Raw genomic sequence first — 18,319 nt, 5'->3', positions numbered from 1 at the left:
CGCTACCTCTGCGCGACGAAGGCAGCCCAAGCGCTCGGAGCAACGGTGAGCCGGGGACCGGAGGGGTTCTTGGAGTCGCGCACATGGACGGCGACGGTCTCCGTCGCGACCTCCACGCAGTCGCCGCCCTCGTCGCCGCTGTGGCTCGACTTGCGCCAGTCGTAGGCGACTTCGAGGCAGTTACCGCCTTCACTGCCGCTGTAGCTCGACCTGCGCCAGTCGTAGGCGACTTCGAGGCAGTCACCGCCTTCACTCCCGCTGTAGCTCGACTTGAACCACTGAAGCGCGGTGCCGCTCATTGCTCTCCTAGCAGACGGTCCAGCAGATCCCTCGTGTCCTCCGGGGTGAGGGCCTGTGACCGCAGCATGGCATATTTCTGGTTCGGGATCGCCACCTCGCCCTGATCCGCGATGAGTTGACTCCCGCGCTGGTTCTCCGCGTAGACGAGGCGCTGGTGTTCGGGGGTCTCCAGGAGGACGAACGGGCCGTTCAGGCCGGCGTGGCTGGTGCGATCCAGCGGCAGGACCTGGAGCATGAGGCCCGGGAGTTCCGAGCACGCGCGCAGATGCCGCAACTGCCCCGCCCTCACCGACCGCCCTCCCAGCGGGGCGTGCACCACCGGCTCCCAGACCACGAAGCTGGTGATCGGCGCCCCCTGCCGCGTAGGATCGACTGGCGTTCGACCCGCCCCGCAACCGTGGGCCTGTCGTCGTTCGCATGACGTTGAACTCCCCCGCCGCGCCAGTACGTTCAACCTCGCGCACCCGTACAAAGAAGGTGTACGGGTGCGCGCAGGGTTCCATGATGGCCACGGAGCGTGACATTTGTCAGGCGAACGACCCGATGCCGCCCGTCAGTTGTCCTTGGGCCCCGCGGACTGCACCACCTCGAAGGACCACAGCGTCGCCCCCGTGGCGGCGGGCCTGGCCTGCTCCCCACCGCCACCGCCAGGGCCGCCACTGCCACCCTGGCCGCCGCTGCCGTGCGAGGCCCCCATGTCGGCCCGCCACTTCTCGAAGTCCGCCTCGGACCTCCACCGGGTGTAGACGAGGTAGGTGTCGGTGCCCTCCACGGGCCGCAGCAGCTCGAACCACTCGAACCCGTCCGAGTTCTCCACCGCACCGGCCCGGGAGGCGAACCGCTGCTCCAGGACCTCGCGCTGTTCCTCGGGGACGGTGAGTACGTTGATCTTCACGATGCTCATGCGGCCCATTGTTCAGGAAGGTCAGCAGGTACGTCCGGTGTACCAGGCGCCGCTGATGTCCGAGGCCGTCCCGATCCAGGTGACGCCGGGGCCGAGACAGCGGATCGTGTTGGGGCCCCAGTCGTCGATCTCGACCTGGATGCGCGAACCGTCGCTCGTGCAGTGGTTGTAGTAGGCGTTGCTGGAGGTCTCGTAGAACCCGCAGGGCTCCCTGAGCGGCGGGGCCTCGGGGGCGGGAGCGGCGGAGGCGGTGGCCGCCAGGGAGGCCGTGACGGCGAGGGCCATGGCTCCGACCAGGGCGGGCAGGGAAAGGCGCGTGCGCATGGGACGACTCCTTCGTGAGCGACAGGGACCGCGCACCGGCATGAGGACCGCGCGGTGCGCACCAGAAGCCTCGCGTCCCCGGTCCCGGGGGGTCACGTGCGCTCACTCGACTGGTCGACCGAGTCCATCAGGTCGAGTGATCATGAAGGAATCGCTGGTCATGAGCGCGGCGTCGGCGCAGACGCGGTCATGCGGGGCGCACCCGGAGTCGCCCGGTCGAGGCGCCGGTCCGGGTGCCGGACCGGCGCCTCGGGAAGGTCACGCGACGGAACCGATCCGTTCCACGCGCTCGTTCACACCGTTCCGCAGCTCGCTCAGGGTCGTCCCGGGCGGCGCCACCTTGGGGGTGGAGGACGGCGGCTGGGTCTCGTCCGCGCAGGTCGTGCCGCGCTTGGGGACCTTCAGGTCGACGAGGTACGACGTCACCGCGTCCGTCGCGCACGCGCTGCGCCCGAAGGCGGTGTGGCCCTCGGCCTCGAACGTGAGCAGCCGGCCGTTGTCCAGCTCCCGCGACAGCGCCACCGCGTCCCGGTAGGGGGTGTCCGGGTCGCCGGTGGTGCCGAGGACGAGGATCGGGGCGGAGCCGTCCGCGTGGAACGGGCCGCCGTAGCGGCTCACCTGCTCGCCCGGCCACTGCACGCAGGCGGTGGCGTGCTGGTGGTCGTAGGTCGGCGGGCCGTAGGCCATCGCGGGGCCGAGCAGCGGGGCGATCCGCGCGTTGGTGGTGACCTCGCGCTTCAGCCGGTCCGGGCTGCTCGGGTAGTCCTTGTCGACGCATTCGACGACCACGTTGGGGCCGAGGAAGTCGAAGCTCGCCGGGGACGGCGGCCGCAGCAGGAAGGAGGTGTTGTCACGCTGCTGGGCCTTGCGCAGGGCCTCGCCGAAGGCGGGCCAGATGACCTTGCCCTCGTTGATGTTGAACATCAGCCGGTAGACCAGGGTGTAGCCGTTGGCCTTGCCGCCGCTCGCCGTCACCACCGGGTTGGCGTCGAGGTCGGCCTTGAGCTTCTCGAAGGCGGCGCGCGGGTCGCCGTCGCCGAACCCGCAGGTGGCCTGGTCGGCGGCGCACCAGTCGAGGAAGCGGCCCATCGCGCCGTCCAGCGCGAGGTACTGGGTCCGGTCGTAGGCGTACGGCTGGTTCGCGTAGCGCTCGGGGTCGTACGCCCCGTCGAGGGCGAGGGCCCGCACCCGCTCCGGGAACAGGGACGCGTACACCGTGCCGATGTAGGAGCCGAACGAGCGGCCGTAGTAGGTGAGTTGCTCCTCGCCCAGGGCCTGCCGCAGCAGGTCGATGTCCCGGGCGACGTACTCCGTGCCCACATACGGCAGCAGGTCGCCGGAGTTGTCCACGCAGGCCTGGTCGAACTGGGCGGCCTGGCGTACGGCGGCGTCGTAGGCGCCGGGTCCGGGCGCGCCCTTGGCGGCGGTGACGGCGGCCGTGTACGTGGGGTCGTCGAAGCACTGGACCTGTCTGCTGCGGCCCACGCCCCGGACGTCGTAACCGAAGACGTCGAAGGAGTCGCGCATCTCGGCGGGCAGGTCGGCGTAGTTGTTGCGGACGAAGTCCACGCCGGAGTTGCCGGGGCCGCCGGGCTGAAGGAACAGGGTGCCCTTGCGCGTGGCCTGGTCGGTGGCCTTCTTGCGGATGACGGCGAGGGTGAGGGTGGCGCCGTCCGGCCGGCGGTAGTCGAGCGGCACGGCGGCGTTCGCGCACTCGAAGCCGCCCTGGCAGTCGGCCCAGGCGAGGGTCGGTACCGGCGGCGCGGCCGGGGCGGGCGCGGCCTGGACGGCCCCGGCCCCGGTGCCGGCTATGACGAAGGCGAGGGCCGCCGCCGCGGCGGCCCTCAAGGAAGGTCTGATCACTGGGTGTCCCCCTGTGGCTGTTGTGACACCAACAACCCACTCGGAAAGCGGGGTTGGAGGTTGCATGACAGCCAAGAGTTTTTTCAAGTTCCTCCATGTGAACTGAAATCAGGTGACGAACTATTGACGCGTTCAGGTCGGCGCCCCTAACTTCCGGTGGAGAAAGCGCTTTCCCCGTTTCGCCCCGCCCCCACACGCGTCACCCGTCACCCGTCACCCGTCACCCGTCAGCGTCACCTCGTACATCCCGCTCCACCCCTCTGGCACGACCCGCACCGTCCTGGAGATGGAGATCCACGATGCACCTGAGACACCTGCGACCCGCCGTCGCCTGCGCCGCCCTCCTCGGGGGCACGCTTGTCGCTCTGACCAGCACCAACGCGCAGGCCGCGACCACCCGCCACGAGGCCGAGACCGCCCCCGCCGTCTGCACCGGCGCCATCGAGAGCAACTGGGCCGGCTACTCGGGCAGCGGCTTCTGCAACCCCACCAACGCCAGCGGCGCCTACGCCCAGTTCACGGTGACCGCGCCCGCGGCGGGCACCGCCACCGTGGCCGTCCGCTTCGCCAACGGCACGACAACATCTCGAACGGCGAACATCATCGTGAACGGCACCACGGTGAGCACCGCCACCTTCGAGGGCACCGGCACCTGGACGGGCTGGACCACCAAGACCCTGACCGTGCCGGTCAACGCGGGCAGCAACACCGTCCGGCTCCACCCGACGACCTCGGGCGGCCTGCCCAACGTCGACTATCTCGAGGCCACCACCGCGGACGGCGGCACCACGCCCCCCACCGGCGGCGCCCTGTACGTATCGCCCACCGGCACCGCCGGCGCGGCCGGCACGATCGACGCCCCCACCACCCTGGCCTCCGCGATCGGCAAGGTCTCGGCGGGCGGCACGATCTACCTGCGCGGAGGCACGTACAACCAGTCCTCGACGATCACCGTCCCGGTCGGCAACAACGGCACCGCGAGCGCCCGCACCAGGCTGTCCGCCTACCCGGGCGAGAAGCCGGTGCTCAACTTCTCCGCACAGACGGAGAGTTCGTCCAACCGCGGACTCCAGCTGATGGGCAACTACTGGCACGTCACCGGTCTCACCGTCGAACGCGCCGGTGACAACGGCATCTTCGTCGGCGGCAGCAACAACGTCCTGGAGCGCACGGTGACGCGCTACAACCGGGACACCGGCCTCCAGCTCGGCCGGATCGCCTCCACCACCCCGACCAGCCAGTGGCCGGCCAACAACCTGATCCTCAGCGCCGAGTCGCACGACAACGCCGACTCCGACGGCGAGGACGCCGACGGCTTCGCCGCGAAGCTGACCGTGGGCAGCGGGAACGTCTTCCGCTACGCCGTCGCGCACCACAACATCGACGACGGCTGGGACCTCTACACCTACTCCGACTACGACCCCATCGGCGCGGTGACCATCGAGGACTCCCTCTCCTACGACAACGGCACCCTCAGCGACGGCTCACAGGCCGGAAACGGCGACCGCAACGGCTACAAGCTCGGCGGCGAGGACGTGCCCGTCAACCACGTCGTCCGGCGCAGCATCGCCTTCGAGAACGGCAAGCACGGGTTCACGTACAACAGCAACCCGGGCTCGATGACGATCTCCAACAACCTGAGCATCGACAACGCCGAGCGCAACTTCAACTTCGACGCGGGCACCTCGGTGTTCCGCAACAACACCTCCTGCCGCAGCTCCAGCGGCACCAACGACCGGCTCGTCGGCAACACCGACAGCTCCAACCAGTTCTGGTCCGGCACCAACGGCTCCCGCTGCTCCTCCTACACGGGCGCCCTGGCCTGGTCCTTCGCCTCGGACGGCACGCTGGTCGTGACGATCGGCGGCACGAGGGTCACCCTGTAGCACCCGACCTCGGTCCGAGGGCCCGGGTCCCCGACCCGGGCCCTCGGCGCGCGATACGGCAGTCTGGGACACGTGAGCAACAACTCCAGCGAACCTCTGTTCATCAAGATCTGCGGTCTGAAGACCGAGCGGGACGTCGACACGGCCGTCGAGGCCGGTGCCGACGCCATCGGCTTCGTCTTCTCGGAGAGCCCGCGCCGGATCGACCCCGGCACCGCCCTCCGGCTGAGCCGCCGGGTACCCGAGCACGTCCTGACGGTCGGCGTCTTCCGCAACGAGTCCCTGGACTTCGTCACCGCCACCGCCACCGCCTCCGGGATCCGCGCCGTCCAGCTGCACGGCCCCGAGGACCCCGCCTACTACGCGGACCTGGCCACCGGCGACTGGACCCTGATCCGCGCCGCCGCCTTCGGCGAGACCGTGCCCCGGGTCGGCGAGTACGGCGAGGACATGCTGCTGCTCGACGCGCCCATCCCCGGCTCGGGCATGGCCTGGGACTGGTCCAGCAAGCCCCTCGCCGCCCCCGGTGAGAAGTGGCTCCTGGCCGGCGGCCTCACCCCCGACAACGTGCGCGAGGCCGTGGGGGCCACCAGCCCCTGGGGCGTCGACGTCTCCAGCGGCGTGGAGCACACCCGCGGCGTCAAGGACCCGGCCCTCATCACCTCGTTCGTGAAGGCGGCCCGCCCTCAGGACTGACGGCCGGCGCGGCGCCCAGCCGGAACAGCGCCGCCGCGTTGTCGTGGCACACCCCGCGCAGCCACTCCTCGCCGAGGTCCAGCCGCTCCAGCGCGTGCAGCTGGTGCAGATACGGATAGGGGATGTTGGGGAAGTCGGTGCCGAGCAGGATCCGGTCGCCGAGCTCGCTCAGGTCGGGCAGCAGCGCCCGGGGGAAGGGGAGGAAGTCCTCGGTGAAGTCGGTGAACGCCATCGTCGTGTCCAGCCGCACCTCCCGGTACCGCCGCGCGAGGGCCAGGAACTCCCCGTACTCGGGCATCCCCATGTGCGCGACGATCAGCCGCAGCCGCGGATGGCGCGCCAGCACCCGTGCGATCGGCTCGGGGCCGGTGTGCTTGCCCGGCGCGGGTCCGGAGCCGCAGTGGATCACCACCGGGACCCCGGCCTCGGCGAGCAGTCCCCAGGCCGGGTCCAGCAGCTCGTCGGCCGGGTCGTACGCCCCCACCTGCACATGCGCCTTGAAGACCCGCGCCCCCGCCGCGACGGCCTCACCGACGTAGCCCTCGACGCCCGGCTCGGGGAACAGGGTGGCGGTGTGCAGGCAGTCGGGGGTGCGGCGGGCGAAGTCGACCGCCCAGTCGTTCAGCCAGCGGGCCATGCCCGGCTTGTGCGGGTAGAGCATCGAGGTGAAGGCGCGCACACCGAACTCCCGCAGCAGCGCGGCCCGGTCCGCCTCCTCCTGCCGGTAGGTGATCGGCCACTCCAGGCCGCCGGTGAGCGGGCCGAGCCCGTCGAAGTACTCCCAGACCTTGCGCAGGACCCGCTCGGGCATGAAGTGCGTGTGCACGTCGACCAGCCCGGGAAGCCCCAGCCGCCCCCAGAAGCGGCGCACCTCGCCGGCCTCCACGCCCGAGGGCACGTCCTGTCCCACCGTCCGATCACTCATGCCGCCCACGATCGCCTCCGCCGGTGCCGCCCGTCCACCCCCCGGGTTCGGGGACGTCGGCGGCAAGAAATCTCATGGCGCCGCAGGAGAATTGTTTCCGGACACGTAAACGCCTTAACAGATTTCCCCCAGCTTCGATTTGACCCGTGCTAGGCTCGATATCCGTTGCAGTTGTGGTTGCCATTATTGCCATTCAAACCGGGTTTCCGGGGCAGGTGATCATCGCGGCGATGAGGGGCTCGCGAGGTGTGGGTTCCAGCACTTGCTTACAGGAGAAACACATGGCCACCGGCACTGTGAAGTGGTTCAACGCGGAAAAGGGCTTCGGCTTCATCGAGCAGGAGGGTGGCGGCCCCGACGTCTTCGCCCACTACTCGAACATCGCCGCCCAGGGGTTCCGTGAGCTCCACGAGGGCCAGAAGGTGAACTTCGATGTCACGCAGGGCCAGAAGGGCCCGCAGGCGGAGAACATCGTCCCCGCCTGACCCGTAGGGACACTCGTCGAACAGGGCTCGCACCTCGGTGCGGGCCCTGTTTCGCGTGTCGGCGGCCGTCCCGGGGCAACGCGGCGCCGTACCCGTGCATCCATCTGTGTGAAACCTGTACGCCTCCGCTAGCATGTTCGGGCTCGCGACGAACACCGTCATCCGGCGCGATAGGCAGAAAATTCCACCTCATACATAAAAATCGGTCAAACAGTTGATGAACGTATCGTTGCGGGTGTTTTCGCGAATAAAGCCGCTGTGGGTCGCGCTGGGCGTCGGCGCCCTCGGGCTCTTCGTCATGCTGGAGATCGCCGCACGCCACTACGGCCTGCCGGGCCCGATCACCGTCCAGCTGCGCGAGGTGGTCCTCCCGCCCAAGTCGGGCGGCCTGCTGTACGCCGCGATGGCGCTGATGCTGGTCGTACTGCCCCGACGGCAACGCTTCGTCGCGCTCGGCACCGCGATCGGCATCGACCTCGCCATCGCCCTGACCCGCTGGATCCTCGACCTGGAGCTGCCCGCGGGCAACCACTACGGCAACGGCGCGCTGTGGGTGGTCCTCGGCTGCGGGGTCCTCGCGGTCACCCGCCGCACCGGCCAGGACCGCGTCCTGCTGCTCAAGGGCGTCGGACTCGCGCTGCTCCTGGTGGCCGGCCGCAAGGCCGGGGACACCTGGCTGCTGCTGACCTCCGCGTCCCGCCACCAGGTGCTCGACCAGTACGTGGCCACCGCCGACCACGCGCTCGGCAACCCTTCCTGGCTGATGGGCCGGCTCGTCACCGCAACCGGCGCGGTCGGCTTCAACTTCCTCGACTTCGTCTACGGCCAGCTCGCCCTGATGGCCGTCGCCGTCGCGCTCTACCAGCTGCGCAACGTGGCCGCCGAGCGGGCCTTCCCCGGCCACCACCTGGTCCGCACGTTCCTGCTGATAGGCCTGCTCGGACCCGGCGTCTACATGATCTACCCGGTGGTCGGGCCGATCTTCGCCTACGGCGACGGCACCGAGCACTGGGCGTCGATCAGCCTGTGGTCCGAGGCGCACTCCACGACCCAGTGGGCGGTGGCCGACCTGTGGCCGCGGACCCTGCCGTCGATCACCACCCCGCACAGCATGCCGTTCGACGAGATCACCCCCCGCAACTGCATGCCCAGCCTGCACACCGCGTGGGCGGTCGCGATCTTCATCCACTCCCGCAAGGGCCCGCGCGCCCTGCGCTACGCGGGCACGTTCTGGCTGATCGCCACCCTCACCGCGACCCTCGGGTTCGGCTACCACTACGGCGTCGACCTCGTCGCCGGTGTCGTCTTCGTCCTCACCATCGAGGCGGCGCTGCGCACCTACGACCGCGGCTGGGACCGCTCGGGGCTCCGGCTGGTCGGCTACGGCTGCGCGGTCTTCGCCGCACTCCTGGTGGCCTACCGCTGGCTGCCGGTGGAGATGGCGACCTGGCCGTGGCTGTCCGGCCCGCTGCTCCTGCTGGCGATGGCCTCGGTGATCTACGGCTATGTGCGCACCACCCGGCAGTGGGACGGGGCCGCCGCGCCGGCCGGACCGGTCGCACGGCAGCCCGAGCCCGTGTGAGGCACGCGGTCGAACGACGCCGTGGTGTCGCCGTCCGGCGAGGTCAGCGGACCGGGAAGCCGAAGGAATAGCCCTGGTCCTTCAGCCAGGGCAGGACCCGGCGCAGGGCCTCGACGGTCTGCGCCCGGTCGCCTCCGGCGTCGTGGAAGAGGAGGGTCGGGCCGTTGGGGAGTTCACGCTGGACGGTGGCGACGATGGCGTCCGCGCCCGGCAGTTCGAAGTCCTTGGTGTCCACGTTCCAGCCCAGCGGACGCATCCCGCGGGAGGCGGCGAGCTGACGGCTGTAGGGGGTGAAGGCGCCGCCGGGGGCGCGGTAGTACATCGGCCGGACGCCCCCCGACGCCTTGGTGATCATGCGTTCGGCGTCGAGGATCTGCTGCGACTGATAGGCCTGGGACTGCTGGTCCATCGTCGTGTCGTGCGACACCGAGTGGTCGCACAGCCGGTGCCCGGCGGCGACGACCTGCTTCACCAGGTCCGGGTGGGCCTCGGCCTGGGTGCCCACCATGCAGAAGGTGGCCTTCACGCCGTACTCCCGCAGCACGTCCAGCACTTGAGGCGTCCAGACGGGGTCCGGGCCGTCGTCGATGGTGATGTTGACGCCGCGCGCCCCCGCGTCCGAGGCGTGCGCGATGGTCTTCGCCACCGCCTTCACGGCACCGCCCGGGGCGGCCGAGGCGACCGCCTTCGGCGTCGAGCCGCCCGCGGCCCCGGCCTGCGCGGTCCACATCGAGGCACCGGTGGCGAGCACCGACACCCCGAGCGCCGCCCCGATCACCTTGCCGTACCAGCCCCGTCCGCCCCCGTGCCGCGCCATGTCCGCCCCGCTCTCCCGCAGTTCCTCGCCGATCCCGGCACCTGTCAGGACGAGGAACGGCGCCCTGGGGCTCCCTCCGTTACCGATCACGGACAATTCCAGTGGCGTTCGCGGACAACCCGGCCACGACAGCGGCGGCTCAGCTGGGAAACATCCCGGCGGTCGCGTTGACCCAGGTGCCCGTGATGCTCGCGCCGGCGTCCGAGGCGAGGAAGGTCGCCAGGGCGGCGATGTCCGCGATCCGCGGTGAACGCCTCGTCATCCGCAGGCTGTCCAGGTGCGCCCGGACGCCCTGCACGGCGGTCTCGTCCATGCCCGGGGCACCGGCGGCGGCCAGCTTCTCGGGGGTGAGGCTGTCGGTGACCCCGGCGGTCCAGATCCCGCAGACCCGCACCCCGGCCGGACCGGCCTCCTGGGCCAGCTGCCGGACCAGCGCGTCGATCGCGCCGTCGGCCGCTGCGGTGCCGCCCATCATCGGACTGCCGTTGGCGGAGCCGCTGTTGAGGGCGAGGATCACGCCCGAGCCCCGCGCGGTCATCCGGCGCGCGGCGGCCCGCGCGGTGATGAACTGGCAGGCGATGCCCCGCACCACCGGCCGGGTGTAGTCCTCGACCGACATCTCGGTCAGCGGTACTCCCTGGAAGTCCCCGCGCGGCACGAGGTTGACGGAGACATCGATTGCTCCCGCCCGCTCGACGACCGACGCCGCGTGCGCCTCCACGGCGTCCTCGTCACCGGCGTCGAGCACGTCGTACTCGGCACCGGTGTCGTCGGCGACCTTCCGCAGCGTCTCCCGCGTACGCCCGACGAGGAACACCCGCGCCCCCGCCTGTGCGTACGCCTGCGCGACGCCCGCGCCGAGGGAACCCGCACCGCCGTAGACGACCGCGACCTTGTTCTCCAGCATGGCTGACTGCTCCTTGGGTGGGGGCGCCGTGTGCGCCCGACACCCCTATGACGCGCGGGCCGGGCGAACTCATCGCTGCCGGCCGGACTTTCCTCAGAGCGTCATCGGCAGCCCGAACGCGGCGAACAGATGCGGTTCGAACGTCGTGATCTCGGCGATCCGTCCCTCCTTCACTCGTAGGACGTCGATGAGTTGGGCCCGGAACACGCTGGTCCCGGGCCGCCGCAGATAACCGGCGACCGCCAACTGCCCGTTGGCGCGCACCGGCAGATGCCGCCAGTGCCCGGCGAACATCGGCGACGCCGGATCGAGGTTCGGCCGTACGAACGCGAAGAGCGCCTCCCGCGTGGTGAACCAGAACGGGTTCGGCGGCATGGTCAGCACCGCGTCCTCGCGTACGAGCTCGATCATCGCGTCGATGTCGGCCCGCGCGGCGGCGTCCATGTACCGCCGCAGCAGCACCTGGTCCGCTGCGCTGGGCGGCCCGGCCGACCACTCTTCGCGCCGCCCCGGCAAGGCCTCCCGCAGGGCGGCCCGGCCGCGCTGCACGGCACTGTTCGCCGAGGCCGGGCTGGCGCCCAGCAGGTCGGCGGTCTCCTCGGCCGACCACCCCGCCACGTCACGCAGGATCACCGCCGCCCGCTGCCGGGGCGGGAGCTTCTGGATCGCGGTCAGGAAGACCAGTTCCAGCGTCTCGCCGGCCACGGCCTGCGCGTCCGGCTCCTGCCGGGGCGCGGGGGTCTCGGGCAACTGGTCGTCGGGGAAGGGCTGGAGCCAGGGCAACCGCGGCGGGGGCGCCCCGTCCCCGGAGTCCATGCCCGGCACCGGTTCGTACGGGGCCGGGCGGCGGTTGTGCTTGCGCAGGAAGTCCAGACAGAGGTTGGTGGCGATGCGGTACAGCCAGGCCCGTACGTTGCCGACCCCGTCCAATGTCTCCCGAGCCCGCCAGGCCCGCAGGAACGCCTCCTGGGTCAGGTCCTCGGCCTCGTCGTACGAGCCGAGCATGCGGTAGCAGTGCACGCGCAGCTCGCGCTGGTGGCTCTCGACGAGAGCGCCGAAGTCGTCGGGGTCGTGGTGGGCGTGGTCGTGGCGGGCGTGGTCGTGCGCGCCGTGGTGCGTGTTGGGCGCGCCGGGCGTGTCGGACGCGTTGGATGTCTCGGGCGTCTCGGGCGTCTCGGGTGTGCCGGGCTTGGCGGATGTCTCGGGCGTGTCGGGTGTGACGCCGCCGGCGTCGCCGTGCGTGGCAGGAGAGGACGCGTCGGATTTCGTCACACGCCTCGGCGTGACGATTTCCGCGTCGTCCGGGTCGGACGGCGCCGCCCGCTCGGCGTCCTGGCCGTCCTGCCTGGCCTGCCGGGCGAGCCGCCGTAACTGCGCGAAGCGTCCCGAGAGCGCCTCGACATCGGCGTGGAACGCGATCCCGGGCTCCAGCCGCAGCCGCCCCAGCCGCTCCCCGAGATCGGTCACCAGGTCCCTGACCGGGACGCCTCTCGCCCCGCGCCGCTCGCGATAGGCCCGCTGCCTGCAGGCCTGCGAACAGTACGACGCGGCCCGCCCCGGCCCGTCCCGGCCGTCGACGGGCCCTCCACACCCCTGGCACGTCCTCATGCCGCCCACGCTAGAGCCGCCGGATCTGTCAGCGGAAGGGCGATCACGTTCGAGGCGACGACACTCGAAACGTACGGTCAGTGCGAGCTGGAGCCGGCGTTGTCGGACGTCGGCGTGCTCGCGGCACGGCGGTACTCCGCATTGATGCGCTGCGCTTCCTCGAGCTGGTCCTCGAGGATGACGATGCGGCAGGCGGCCTCGATCGGGGTTCCCCGGTCGACGAGCTCACGGGCCCGGGCGGCGACCCGCAGCTGGTAGCGGGAGTAGCGGCGATGGCCGCCCTCCGAACGCAGCGGAGTGATCAGCCGGGCCTCACCGATGGCGCGCAGGAAGGCAGGGGTGGTGCCGAGCATCTCGGCGGCCCGGCCCATGGTGTACGCGGGGTAGTCGTCGTCGTCCAGACGATCACTGAGCGGGATATCTGCTTCCATGTCACCTCGTTGTGCAACGCGTCGAGGGGCCCTGGTGCCGTACGGCACCAGGGCCCCAAAGGGAATTCAACACCATCCGTCGGCCCTCATGCTGTGCCGACCTTCTGTTTCCGCTACCCGGCCCGACGGGGGCAGGAGTGCGGGGATCGCGGCTGCGTGACCGGGGACCACCATCCAATCCGGGGTCTTGCGGTACCCGGACCGAGTGCTCGTCGGGCCGGGCGATCCTGGTACTGCTGGGTGTCACCTGCGAACTTCACGTACTGCTACCCGCCAGTTCGTGTCTGCCGGGTGTTGTCTGACCGTCTCAACGAGAAAAATGCTAACCGCACTGTGGACCAATGTCTACTCTGGCAAGAGTAGGTTTTGGTGGGTGGAGGGTGCAGGCATCCTGTGACCGGGGACACGGGCAGGGCGGGGTCGGTGGTCAACCGATCGACACGCCGACCGCCTGGTCGGCTGCGGTGACACAACAGTGAGGGCCCTGCCGACGCGCGTCGGCAGGGCCCTCACCGGGCTCTGGATTGCTGTGGTCCGCGGACCCTTATGCCTCCGCGGGGGCGGCGGCGGCACCGCCGAGCATCGCCGCCGCGCTCCGCAACTCGGCGTAGGGGTCCACGGGTGCGATGTGGGGGGTCTCGTGGCAGGTGAACCCGAGGCGCGTCAGGGCGCGGACGACCTCGCCGGACGTGAAGTCGCGGGGGTCCTGTCGGGTGATGACCTGCCCCACCTGCTTGACCGGGTAGCGGCGACGGCCGACGGTCACGGACTCACCCGTGACGAGCTGGGGCTTGACGCCCTTCATCGAGGCCAGCACCCCGTCCTTGGTCAGGTCGAACGGGTACCGGGCGATGACACAGCGCATGATGCCTCACAGGGAAAAAAGGGGAAACGGCCGGACCTGGCGAGGTGTTGCCGGATCAGCGGGTCGGGCGTGAGCGCGTCCCGCGGCAGTGTGCGGCGCATGGCATGTTGCACAGCGTGTCGCGCAGGTGGTGGTGGTGCGGGTGGTGCGTGGGACGCGTGGCGGGTGATCCCGCCGTGAAACGCAGCGAGCTGGGGCCCGCACCCCAAGGTGCGGGCCCCAGCTGCGAAGTCAGTACGTCAGCGCCGGTGTTGTCAGGCGGGGACGATGTTCTCGGCCGTCGGGCCCTTCTGGCCCTGCGCGATGTCGAAGGACACCTTCTGGCCTTCCAGCAGCTCGCGGAAGCCCTGGGCGGCGATGTTCGAGTAGTGGGCGAAGACGTCGGGGCCGCCGCCGTCCTGCTCGATGAAGCCGAAGCCCTTTTCCGCGTTGAACCACTTCACGGTGCCGTTCGCCATGTCATTTCTCCTTCGGAGGCGTTTTCAAGAACCCACGTTCTGTGAATTCCGTGTCGCCGTGCTGATGAACCCGTCGGAAAAACCGTATGGCAACAACACCTGCAACTGAGATCGACAGTAGCACGCCGCGACGGCCTCCGCTGAGTCCCTAATTCCGCCTCTCCCGACGGTCGAGAAATAGTCATCACGACCCGTGGACATTTCTAATTCCGCGAGCACAGATATTGTCCCGTGACGCCCTACCGCAACCGCGGCCGGCGGGGCGGGGTCCGCTGGACCGGTCGCTCAGGGGCGACCGGCCGGAGGACCGCGGCTACCCTCTTCGCGAGCCGAACGGGGGAGGACCTGTGGCGGAACTGCCGGCACGTGTTGACCGCGACATTCTCGAGGGACGCACCATCCTCGCCATAAAGACGATCCGTGAGGCACGAGGATGCTCGCTCCGTGAAGCGGTCGATTTTTACCATGAGCGCTACAGACAGCTTCATCCCGAGCCGGAGGCAACCCGGGAAGCACCCCGGCCCCGGGTACTGCGGTTCGAGGCGGACGGTTCTTTGGTGGTGTCCGAAGAACCGCGCGACGATCAGAAGCCGAAGAAGTGAGAAGTGAAGCAAGGAAGCCCCCGATCGGCCCCGCCGGGCCGCTGATACGGTCCTGCCGTGGTGGACCTGGTGGGGGTGCTTCAGCTCTTCGGGGCGGGCAGTGTGGGCGCGGTCGTCTCCCAGTACGTCAGCACCGCGCCGGAGCGCCGTCAGGCCCGTGCCGCTGCCCGTACCGCGATGACGGCTCTGGAGGAAGCGGTCTGGTCCTCGGGGGACCCGGAGGAGTGGCGCAGGCTGCGCGGAGCGGTGCATGCCTTCGAGTCGGCCGCCATGATCGCCGGAGTACCCCGAGATGTGGCGGACTGGTACGCGAGAACACGGGTGGCCCTGTACTCGGCGAGCCGTCGCAGCTTCGAGCAGGACCCTGACCCGGAGTACGGCGGCGGTGTTCCCACTCGGTACGTGCGTGGCTTGAACGCGGCGACCGAGGTCGTCCATCACGCGCTGTGGCATCCACAGCGATCGCGGCTTTTCTGGAGAGCGCGACTCAAGACGGCAGTGGCTGACGCCCGGACCGCTGTGGCCGATTCACCCGACCTGCTTCGGGACCTGGATGAAGGCCGAAGGATCTGAGCGCCCGCCACCTGAACGGGAGACAGCTGAGCCCCCTCCCGGACGACCGGAGGACCGGAGGACCGGAGGACCGGAGGACCGGAGGACCGGACGACCAAACGATCAGCGTCCGCTACGCCGCGTCCCTCTACGCGGGGAGGCCGGGGTGCCTGATGGGGGCTCCGGCCTGGTGGAGGCTGGCGAGGGCCAGGCGGTAGGAGGCGATGAGCCCGGTCTCGACGTACTCCACGCCCAGGTCCTCGCAGTAGCGGCGGACGATGGTCCGGGCCTTGCGCAGGTTGGGGCTGGGCATGCTGGGGAACAGGTGGTGCTCGATCTGATGGTTCAGCCCGCCCAGCGCGACGTCCGTGAACCAGCCGCCGCGCACGTTGCGTGAGGTGAGCACCTGGCGGCGGAGGAAGTCCGGGCGGTCCTCGCCCTTCAGGATCGGCATGCCCTTGTGGTTGGGGGCGAAGAGCGAGCCGAGATAGACGCCGAACAGGCACTGGTGGACGGCGAGGAAAGCGATCGCCATGCCGAGGGGCAGCAACCAGAACAGGACGGCCAGGTAGAGCGCGACGCTCGCGAACAGCAGGGCGCCGTCGAGCGGTCGGTGCTTGAGCGAGCGGTTGGCCAGTGCCCTCGCGCTCGACACGTGCAGGTTGACGCCCTCCAGGGTGAGCAGCGGGAAGAAGAGGAACGCCTGCCAGCGGCCGATGAGGCGGGGGAGCCCCTTGGCGGCCCGGGCCTGGTCCTGGGACCAGACCAGCAGGTCGGGCTCGACATCGGGGTCGAGTTCCTCGTGGTTGGGGTTGGCGTGGTGGCGGGTGTGCTTGTCCTGCCACCATCCATAGCTCATCCCGACGCCGGCGCAGGCGATCCGGCCGGATGCCTCGCTGGCCCGCCGTCGGCGGAACACCTGGCGGTGGGCCGCGTCATGGGCGAGCAGGGCGACCTGGCCGAAGACGAGGGCCAGGAAACCGGCGACGGCCAGCGTCCACCAGGTGTCGCCGAGGAGGGCGACGGCGGCCCACCCGCCGACGTAGAGCGTGGCCACCACCGTGATCCGCACCGCGTAGTAGCCGGGACGGCGCCCCAGCAGGCCGGCATCGGCGATCTTTCTCGACAACCGGGCGAAGTCACTGCCGGACGTTCCCGAGGGCGGGGGGCGGACCGTGGCGTCTGTGGTCATGTCGCTGAGCTCTTTCCGAAGGAAGCGGATGGTCAGGCGCCGCCTCGGGGATAGCTGAGACCGGGCCACGGCAAGGGGTGCGCCTCGTCTGATGCGGACGCGGATCGCGCGAGCGCGGAGCAAGGACGACGTCTGTCTCGTCCGTCGGCGGCGCGGGCCCTCTGTCTCCTTGCGGGTTCCCTTCCAGGCAGGTCTCACACCGTGGCAGGACCAGCCAGGGTCGGCGAGGACCGGCCAGGACCAGGCAGGGCTGGTGGCGGGGTCCGCTCGCTCAGGGGCCTCGGCGGGGTGACCGGCGAGGGCTGTCGTCAGTCCGCGGTGTCCGTGATGAGGACGGCGACGGTGACCGGGCCAGGGGTGTCCGTGCTGGCTGCCTCGGCCGCCGCCTCCCGGACGGCGCGGGCGACGTGCAGGGGATGGTGTCCGGGGCCGACCGCGAGGTGAACCTCGATGTGCCGGCCGGGTGGATCGTCATGGTCCGTCACCTTGACCGGGCGGCTGCCCAGCACGGCGGTGAGGCGGGCGACGCCCGGCACCCCTGCCGCGACGTCCGCCAGGTCCCCGACAAGCCCCCGCGGGGACCCTGTTCCGGTCACCGGGGGCGCGTGCCGTGCGGCCGTGGGGTCCGGGATCTGCGCGGTCGTGGCGTCCGGGGTCTGCGCGGTCGTGGGGTCCGGGTTCCGTGCGGCTGTGACGTCCCGGTTCCGGGCGGCCGTAGCTTTCGCGTTCTGCGCGGTCACGGCGTCCGCGTTCTGCGCGGTCATGGCGTCCGCGTTCTGCGCGGTCGTGGCGTCCGGCTCGGGCCTCATGGCCGTCGCTGCTTCGGTCCGGGACGTCACGCCTGCCTCCGGGATGTCACGGAGATCCGTCACACGCAGGTCAGCCGTCACCGTGGCCAGCCCGAGCCCTTCGGTGGCCGCGCCCAGCAGTGCGCTCCTCAGGTCGTCGGCGGTCTCCGGCAGCGGCCGCGCGGGGGATGCGGTGAGGGCGGCCTCGATGGTGAGGGGGCCGGGCGGTAGCGCGCTGGCCGGTGGTCGGACGGCGGGCTCGGACACGGGTCGGAGCGGCGCCGACCCGATGCGCAGGGACTCCAGCCGGACGCCGGGGACCTCGGCGGCGGTGCGCCGGAGGACCCGGACGGCCGCCTGCTCGGTGATCCACGTCCCGTCGGGGGGCCCGCCGAGCGGGAGCAGCCGACCCAGGGCGAGCCGGCTTCGTACTGCCTGCGTCCACGCGTCCTCGGTCACGGGCCTCTCACCTTCTTCTCCACGGCTGCGGTTCTCTTTCCCGCGGCGCGGCGCGGCGCGGCGCGGCCCGGAGTCCGCGAGACCTCGGGGCAAGGGGTCTCAAGCCACTCGTCGGGCCGCCCCATCGCACGCCCTGAACTCGGACAAAAGGTACTTACAAGACTATAATTCCAGTGACCGATGTTCCGTGGCCTCGCGAGGGAGGAATATCCCGATGACTGAGAACACCGGCGTCAGGCCCGACGCCGCGCCCGGTTCTCGCGGCCGGACGACCATCGCCGATGTGGTGGTGGAGAAGATCGCCGGAATGGCGGCGCGGGATGTACACGGCGTCCATGCCCTGGGTAGCGGATTCGCCCGTTCGATGGGATCCGTGCGGGAGCGGATGCCCGGCGCCGGCGGCGGCAAGTCCGTCACGCGCGGGATCAGTGTCGAGGTCGGCGAGCTACAGGCGGCCATCGATCTGGAGCTCGTCGTCGAGTACGGCGTACCGGTCACGGACGTGGCCGCCGCGGTGCGGGAGAACGTCATCTCCGCGGTGGAGCGGATGGCGGGCCGGGAAGTCGTGGAGGTCAACATCACGGTCAGTGATGTGAAGCTGCCGGACGACGAGGAGGACGAAGGGGAGGAGCGGCAGCGGATCCAGTAGCCGGGGCGGAACTGCACCCGAGTGAG

20 protein-coding genes and 1 pseudogene are annotated in these 18,319 nt (G+C 70.5%); 7 read left to right on the top strand and 14 right to left on the bottom strand.

Annotated features, from left to right (window positions below):
- Window positions 1-2 precede the first annotated feature (2 nt).
- The 5 genes and pseudogenes from ACZ56U_RS07645 to ACZ56U_RS07625 form a co-directional block, all read right to left on the bottom strand.
- Entirely contained in the window at window positions 3-299 is a 297-nt protein-coding gene (locus ACZ56U_RS07645; protein ID WP_469083114.1) for a DUF397 domain-containing protein, read from the bottom strand.
- Window positions 296-693, bottom strand: a pseudogene (locus tag ACZ56U_RS07640) (DUF5753 domain-containing protein); the annotation flags it as partial. The gene ACZ56U_RS07645 and the pseudogene ACZ56U_RS07640, both read right to left, overlap by 4 nt.
- Before the next feature lie 160 nt (window positions 694-853).
- On the bottom strand, window positions 854-1,204 hold the full coding sequence (locus ACZ56U_RS07635) for an antibiotic biosynthesis monooxygenase family protein (RefSeq protein ID WP_469083113.1): 351 nt from the start codon (window positions 1,202-1,204) through the stop codon (window positions 854-856).
- Between the two features lie 21 nt (window positions 1,205-1,225).
- Entirely contained in the window at window positions 1,226-1,528 is a 303-nt protein-coding gene (locus tag ACZ56U_RS07630; RefSeq protein ID WP_469083112.1) for a DUF6355 family natural product biosynthesis protein, read from the bottom strand.
- 258 nt (window positions 1,529-1,786) lie between these two features.
- Window positions 1,787-3,391 (bottom strand): alpha/beta hydrolase, encoded by a 1,605-nt coding sequence (locus ACZ56U_RS07625; RefSeq protein WP_469083111.1) that lies wholly within the window; start codon window positions 3,389-3,391, stop codon window positions 1,787-1,789.
- Between the two features lie 299 nt (window positions 3,392-3,690).
- On the opposite strand from ACZ56U_RS07625, the gene ACZ56U_RS07620 reads away from it, so the two are divergent.
- Window positions 3,691-5,277: a carbohydrate-binding protein gene (locus ACZ56U_RS07620; protein ID WP_469083110.1), complete on the top strand. Its 1,587-nt coding sequence runs from the start codon at window positions 3,691-3,693 to the stop codon at window positions 5,275-5,277.
- Between the two features lie 72 nt (window positions 5,278-5,349).
- Window positions 5,350-5,973, top strand: a complete 624-nt coding sequence (locus ACZ56U_RS07615) for a phosphoribosylanthranilate isomerase (protein WP_469083109.1) — start codon at window positions 5,350-5,352, stop codon at window positions 5,971-5,973.
- On the opposite strand, the gene ACZ56U_RS07610 is transcribed toward ACZ56U_RS07615, so the two are convergent.
- Window positions 5,936-6,898 carry an amidohydrolase family protein gene (locus ACZ56U_RS07610; protein WP_469083108.1) on the bottom strand — a complete coding sequence of 321 codons (963 nt, stop codon included), beginning with the start codon at window positions 6,896-6,898 and terminating at the stop codon, window positions 5,936-5,938. The two genes, ACZ56U_RS07615 and ACZ56U_RS07610, sit on opposite strands and share 38 nt — an antisense overlap.
- A 281-nt stretch (window positions 6,899-7,179) precedes the next feature.
- Between ACZ56U_RS07610 and ACZ56U_RS07605 the strand changes: the two genes are divergently transcribed.
- Window positions 7,180-7,383, top strand: coding sequence for a cold-shock protein (locus ACZ56U_RS07605; protein WP_391233232.1), 204 nt, complete (start codon window positions 7,180-7,182; stop codon window positions 7,381-7,383).
- A 235-nt stretch (window positions 7,384-7,618) separates the two neighbouring features.
- Window positions 7,619-8,965: a phosphatase PAP2 family protein gene (locus ACZ56U_RS07600; protein ID WP_469083107.1), complete on the top strand. Its 1,347-nt coding sequence runs from the start codon at window positions 7,619-7,621 to the stop codon at window positions 8,963-8,965.
- A 43-nt stretch (window positions 8,966-9,008) separates the two neighbouring features.
- On the opposite strand, the gene ACZ56U_RS07595 is transcribed toward ACZ56U_RS07600, so the two are convergent.
- The 6 genes from ACZ56U_RS07595 to ACZ56U_RS07570 form a co-directional block, all read right to left on the bottom strand.
- Window positions 9,009-9,782 (bottom strand): polysaccharide deacetylase family protein, encoded by a 774-nt coding sequence (locus ACZ56U_RS07595; RefSeq protein ID WP_469083404.1) that lies wholly within the window; start codon window positions 9,780-9,782, stop codon window positions 9,009-9,011.
- Window positions 9,783-9,921: 139 nt separating this feature from the next.
- Entirely contained in the window at window positions 9,922-10,689 is a 768-nt protein-coding gene (locus ACZ56U_RS07590; protein ID WP_469083106.1) for an SDR family NAD(P)-dependent oxidoreductase, read from the bottom strand.
- A 93-nt stretch (window positions 10,690-10,782) separates the two neighbouring features.
- Window positions 10,783-12,156, bottom strand: coding sequence for an RNA polymerase subunit sigma-70 (locus ACZ56U_RS07585; protein ID WP_469083105.1), 1,374 nt, complete (start codon window positions 12,154-12,156; stop codon window positions 10,783-10,785).
- Between the two features lie 218 nt (window positions 12,157-12,374).
- Window positions 12,375-12,728: a helix-turn-helix domain-containing protein gene (locus ACZ56U_RS07580; protein ID WP_469083104.1), complete on the bottom strand. Its 354-nt coding sequence runs from the start codon at window positions 12,726-12,728 to the stop codon at window positions 12,375-12,377.
- A gap of 544 nt (window positions 12,729-13,272) precedes the next feature.
- Window positions 13,273-13,593, bottom strand: a complete 321-nt coding sequence (locus ACZ56U_RS07575; protein WP_469083103.1) for an SCO5918 family protein — start codon at window positions 13,591-13,593, stop codon at window positions 13,273-13,275.
- Window positions 13,594-13,847: 254 nt separating this feature from the next.
- A complete protein-coding gene (locus tag ACZ56U_RS07570; protein ID WP_383781634.1) occupies window positions 13,848-14,051 on the bottom strand; it encodes a cold-shock protein in 204 nt (67 codons plus the stop codon).
- 347 nt (window positions 14,052-14,398) lie between these two features.
- On the opposite strand from ACZ56U_RS07570, the gene ACZ56U_RS07565 reads away from it, so the two are divergent.
- Together ACZ56U_RS07565 and ACZ56U_RS07560 are read left to right on the top strand one after the other, a co-directional pair.
- The gene (locus ACZ56U_RS07565; RefSeq protein WP_469083102.1) at window positions 14,399-14,653 is read left to right on the top strand and encodes a hypothetical protein; all 255 of its coding nucleotides are present in this window, start codon (window positions 14,399-14,401) and stop codon (window positions 14,651-14,653) included.
- A gap of 57 nt (window positions 14,654-14,710) precedes the next feature.
- Window positions 14,711-15,226 carry a hypothetical protein gene (locus ACZ56U_RS07560; RefSeq protein ID WP_469083101.1) on the top strand — a complete coding sequence of 172 codons (516 nt, stop codon included), beginning with the start codon at window positions 14,711-14,713 and terminating at the stop codon, window positions 15,224-15,226.
- 127 nt (window positions 15,227-15,353) lie between these two features.
- Here the strand turns inward: ACZ56U_RS07560 and ACZ56U_RS07555 are convergent, their stop codons facing one another.
- Complete coding sequence (locus ACZ56U_RS07555) at window positions 15,354-16,397, bottom strand: fatty acid desaturase family protein (RefSeq protein ID WP_469083100.1); 1,044 nt, start codon at window positions 16,395-16,397, stop codon at window positions 15,354-15,356.
- Window positions 16,398-16,705: 308 nt separating this feature from the next.
- Complete coding sequence (locus tag ACZ56U_RS07550) at window positions 16,706-17,644, bottom strand: hypothetical protein (RefSeq protein ID WP_469083099.1); 939 nt, start codon at window positions 17,642-17,644, stop codon at window positions 16,706-16,708.
- Between the two features lie 214 nt (window positions 17,645-17,858).
- On the opposite strand from ACZ56U_RS07550, the gene ACZ56U_RS07545 reads away from it, so the two are divergent.
- Complete coding sequence (locus ACZ56U_RS07545) at window positions 17,859-18,293, top strand: Asp23/Gls24 family envelope stress response protein (RefSeq protein ID WP_469083098.1); 435 nt, start codon at window positions 17,859-17,861, stop codon at window positions 18,291-18,293.
- Window positions 18,294-18,319: the final 26 nt, after the last annotated feature.

This window comes from Streptomyces sp. NPDC034103 (genome assembly GCF_055575395.1).
The sequence above is the reverse complement of the archived record's forward strand: the minus strand, read 5'-3'. Positions and strand labels throughout refer to the sequence as shown.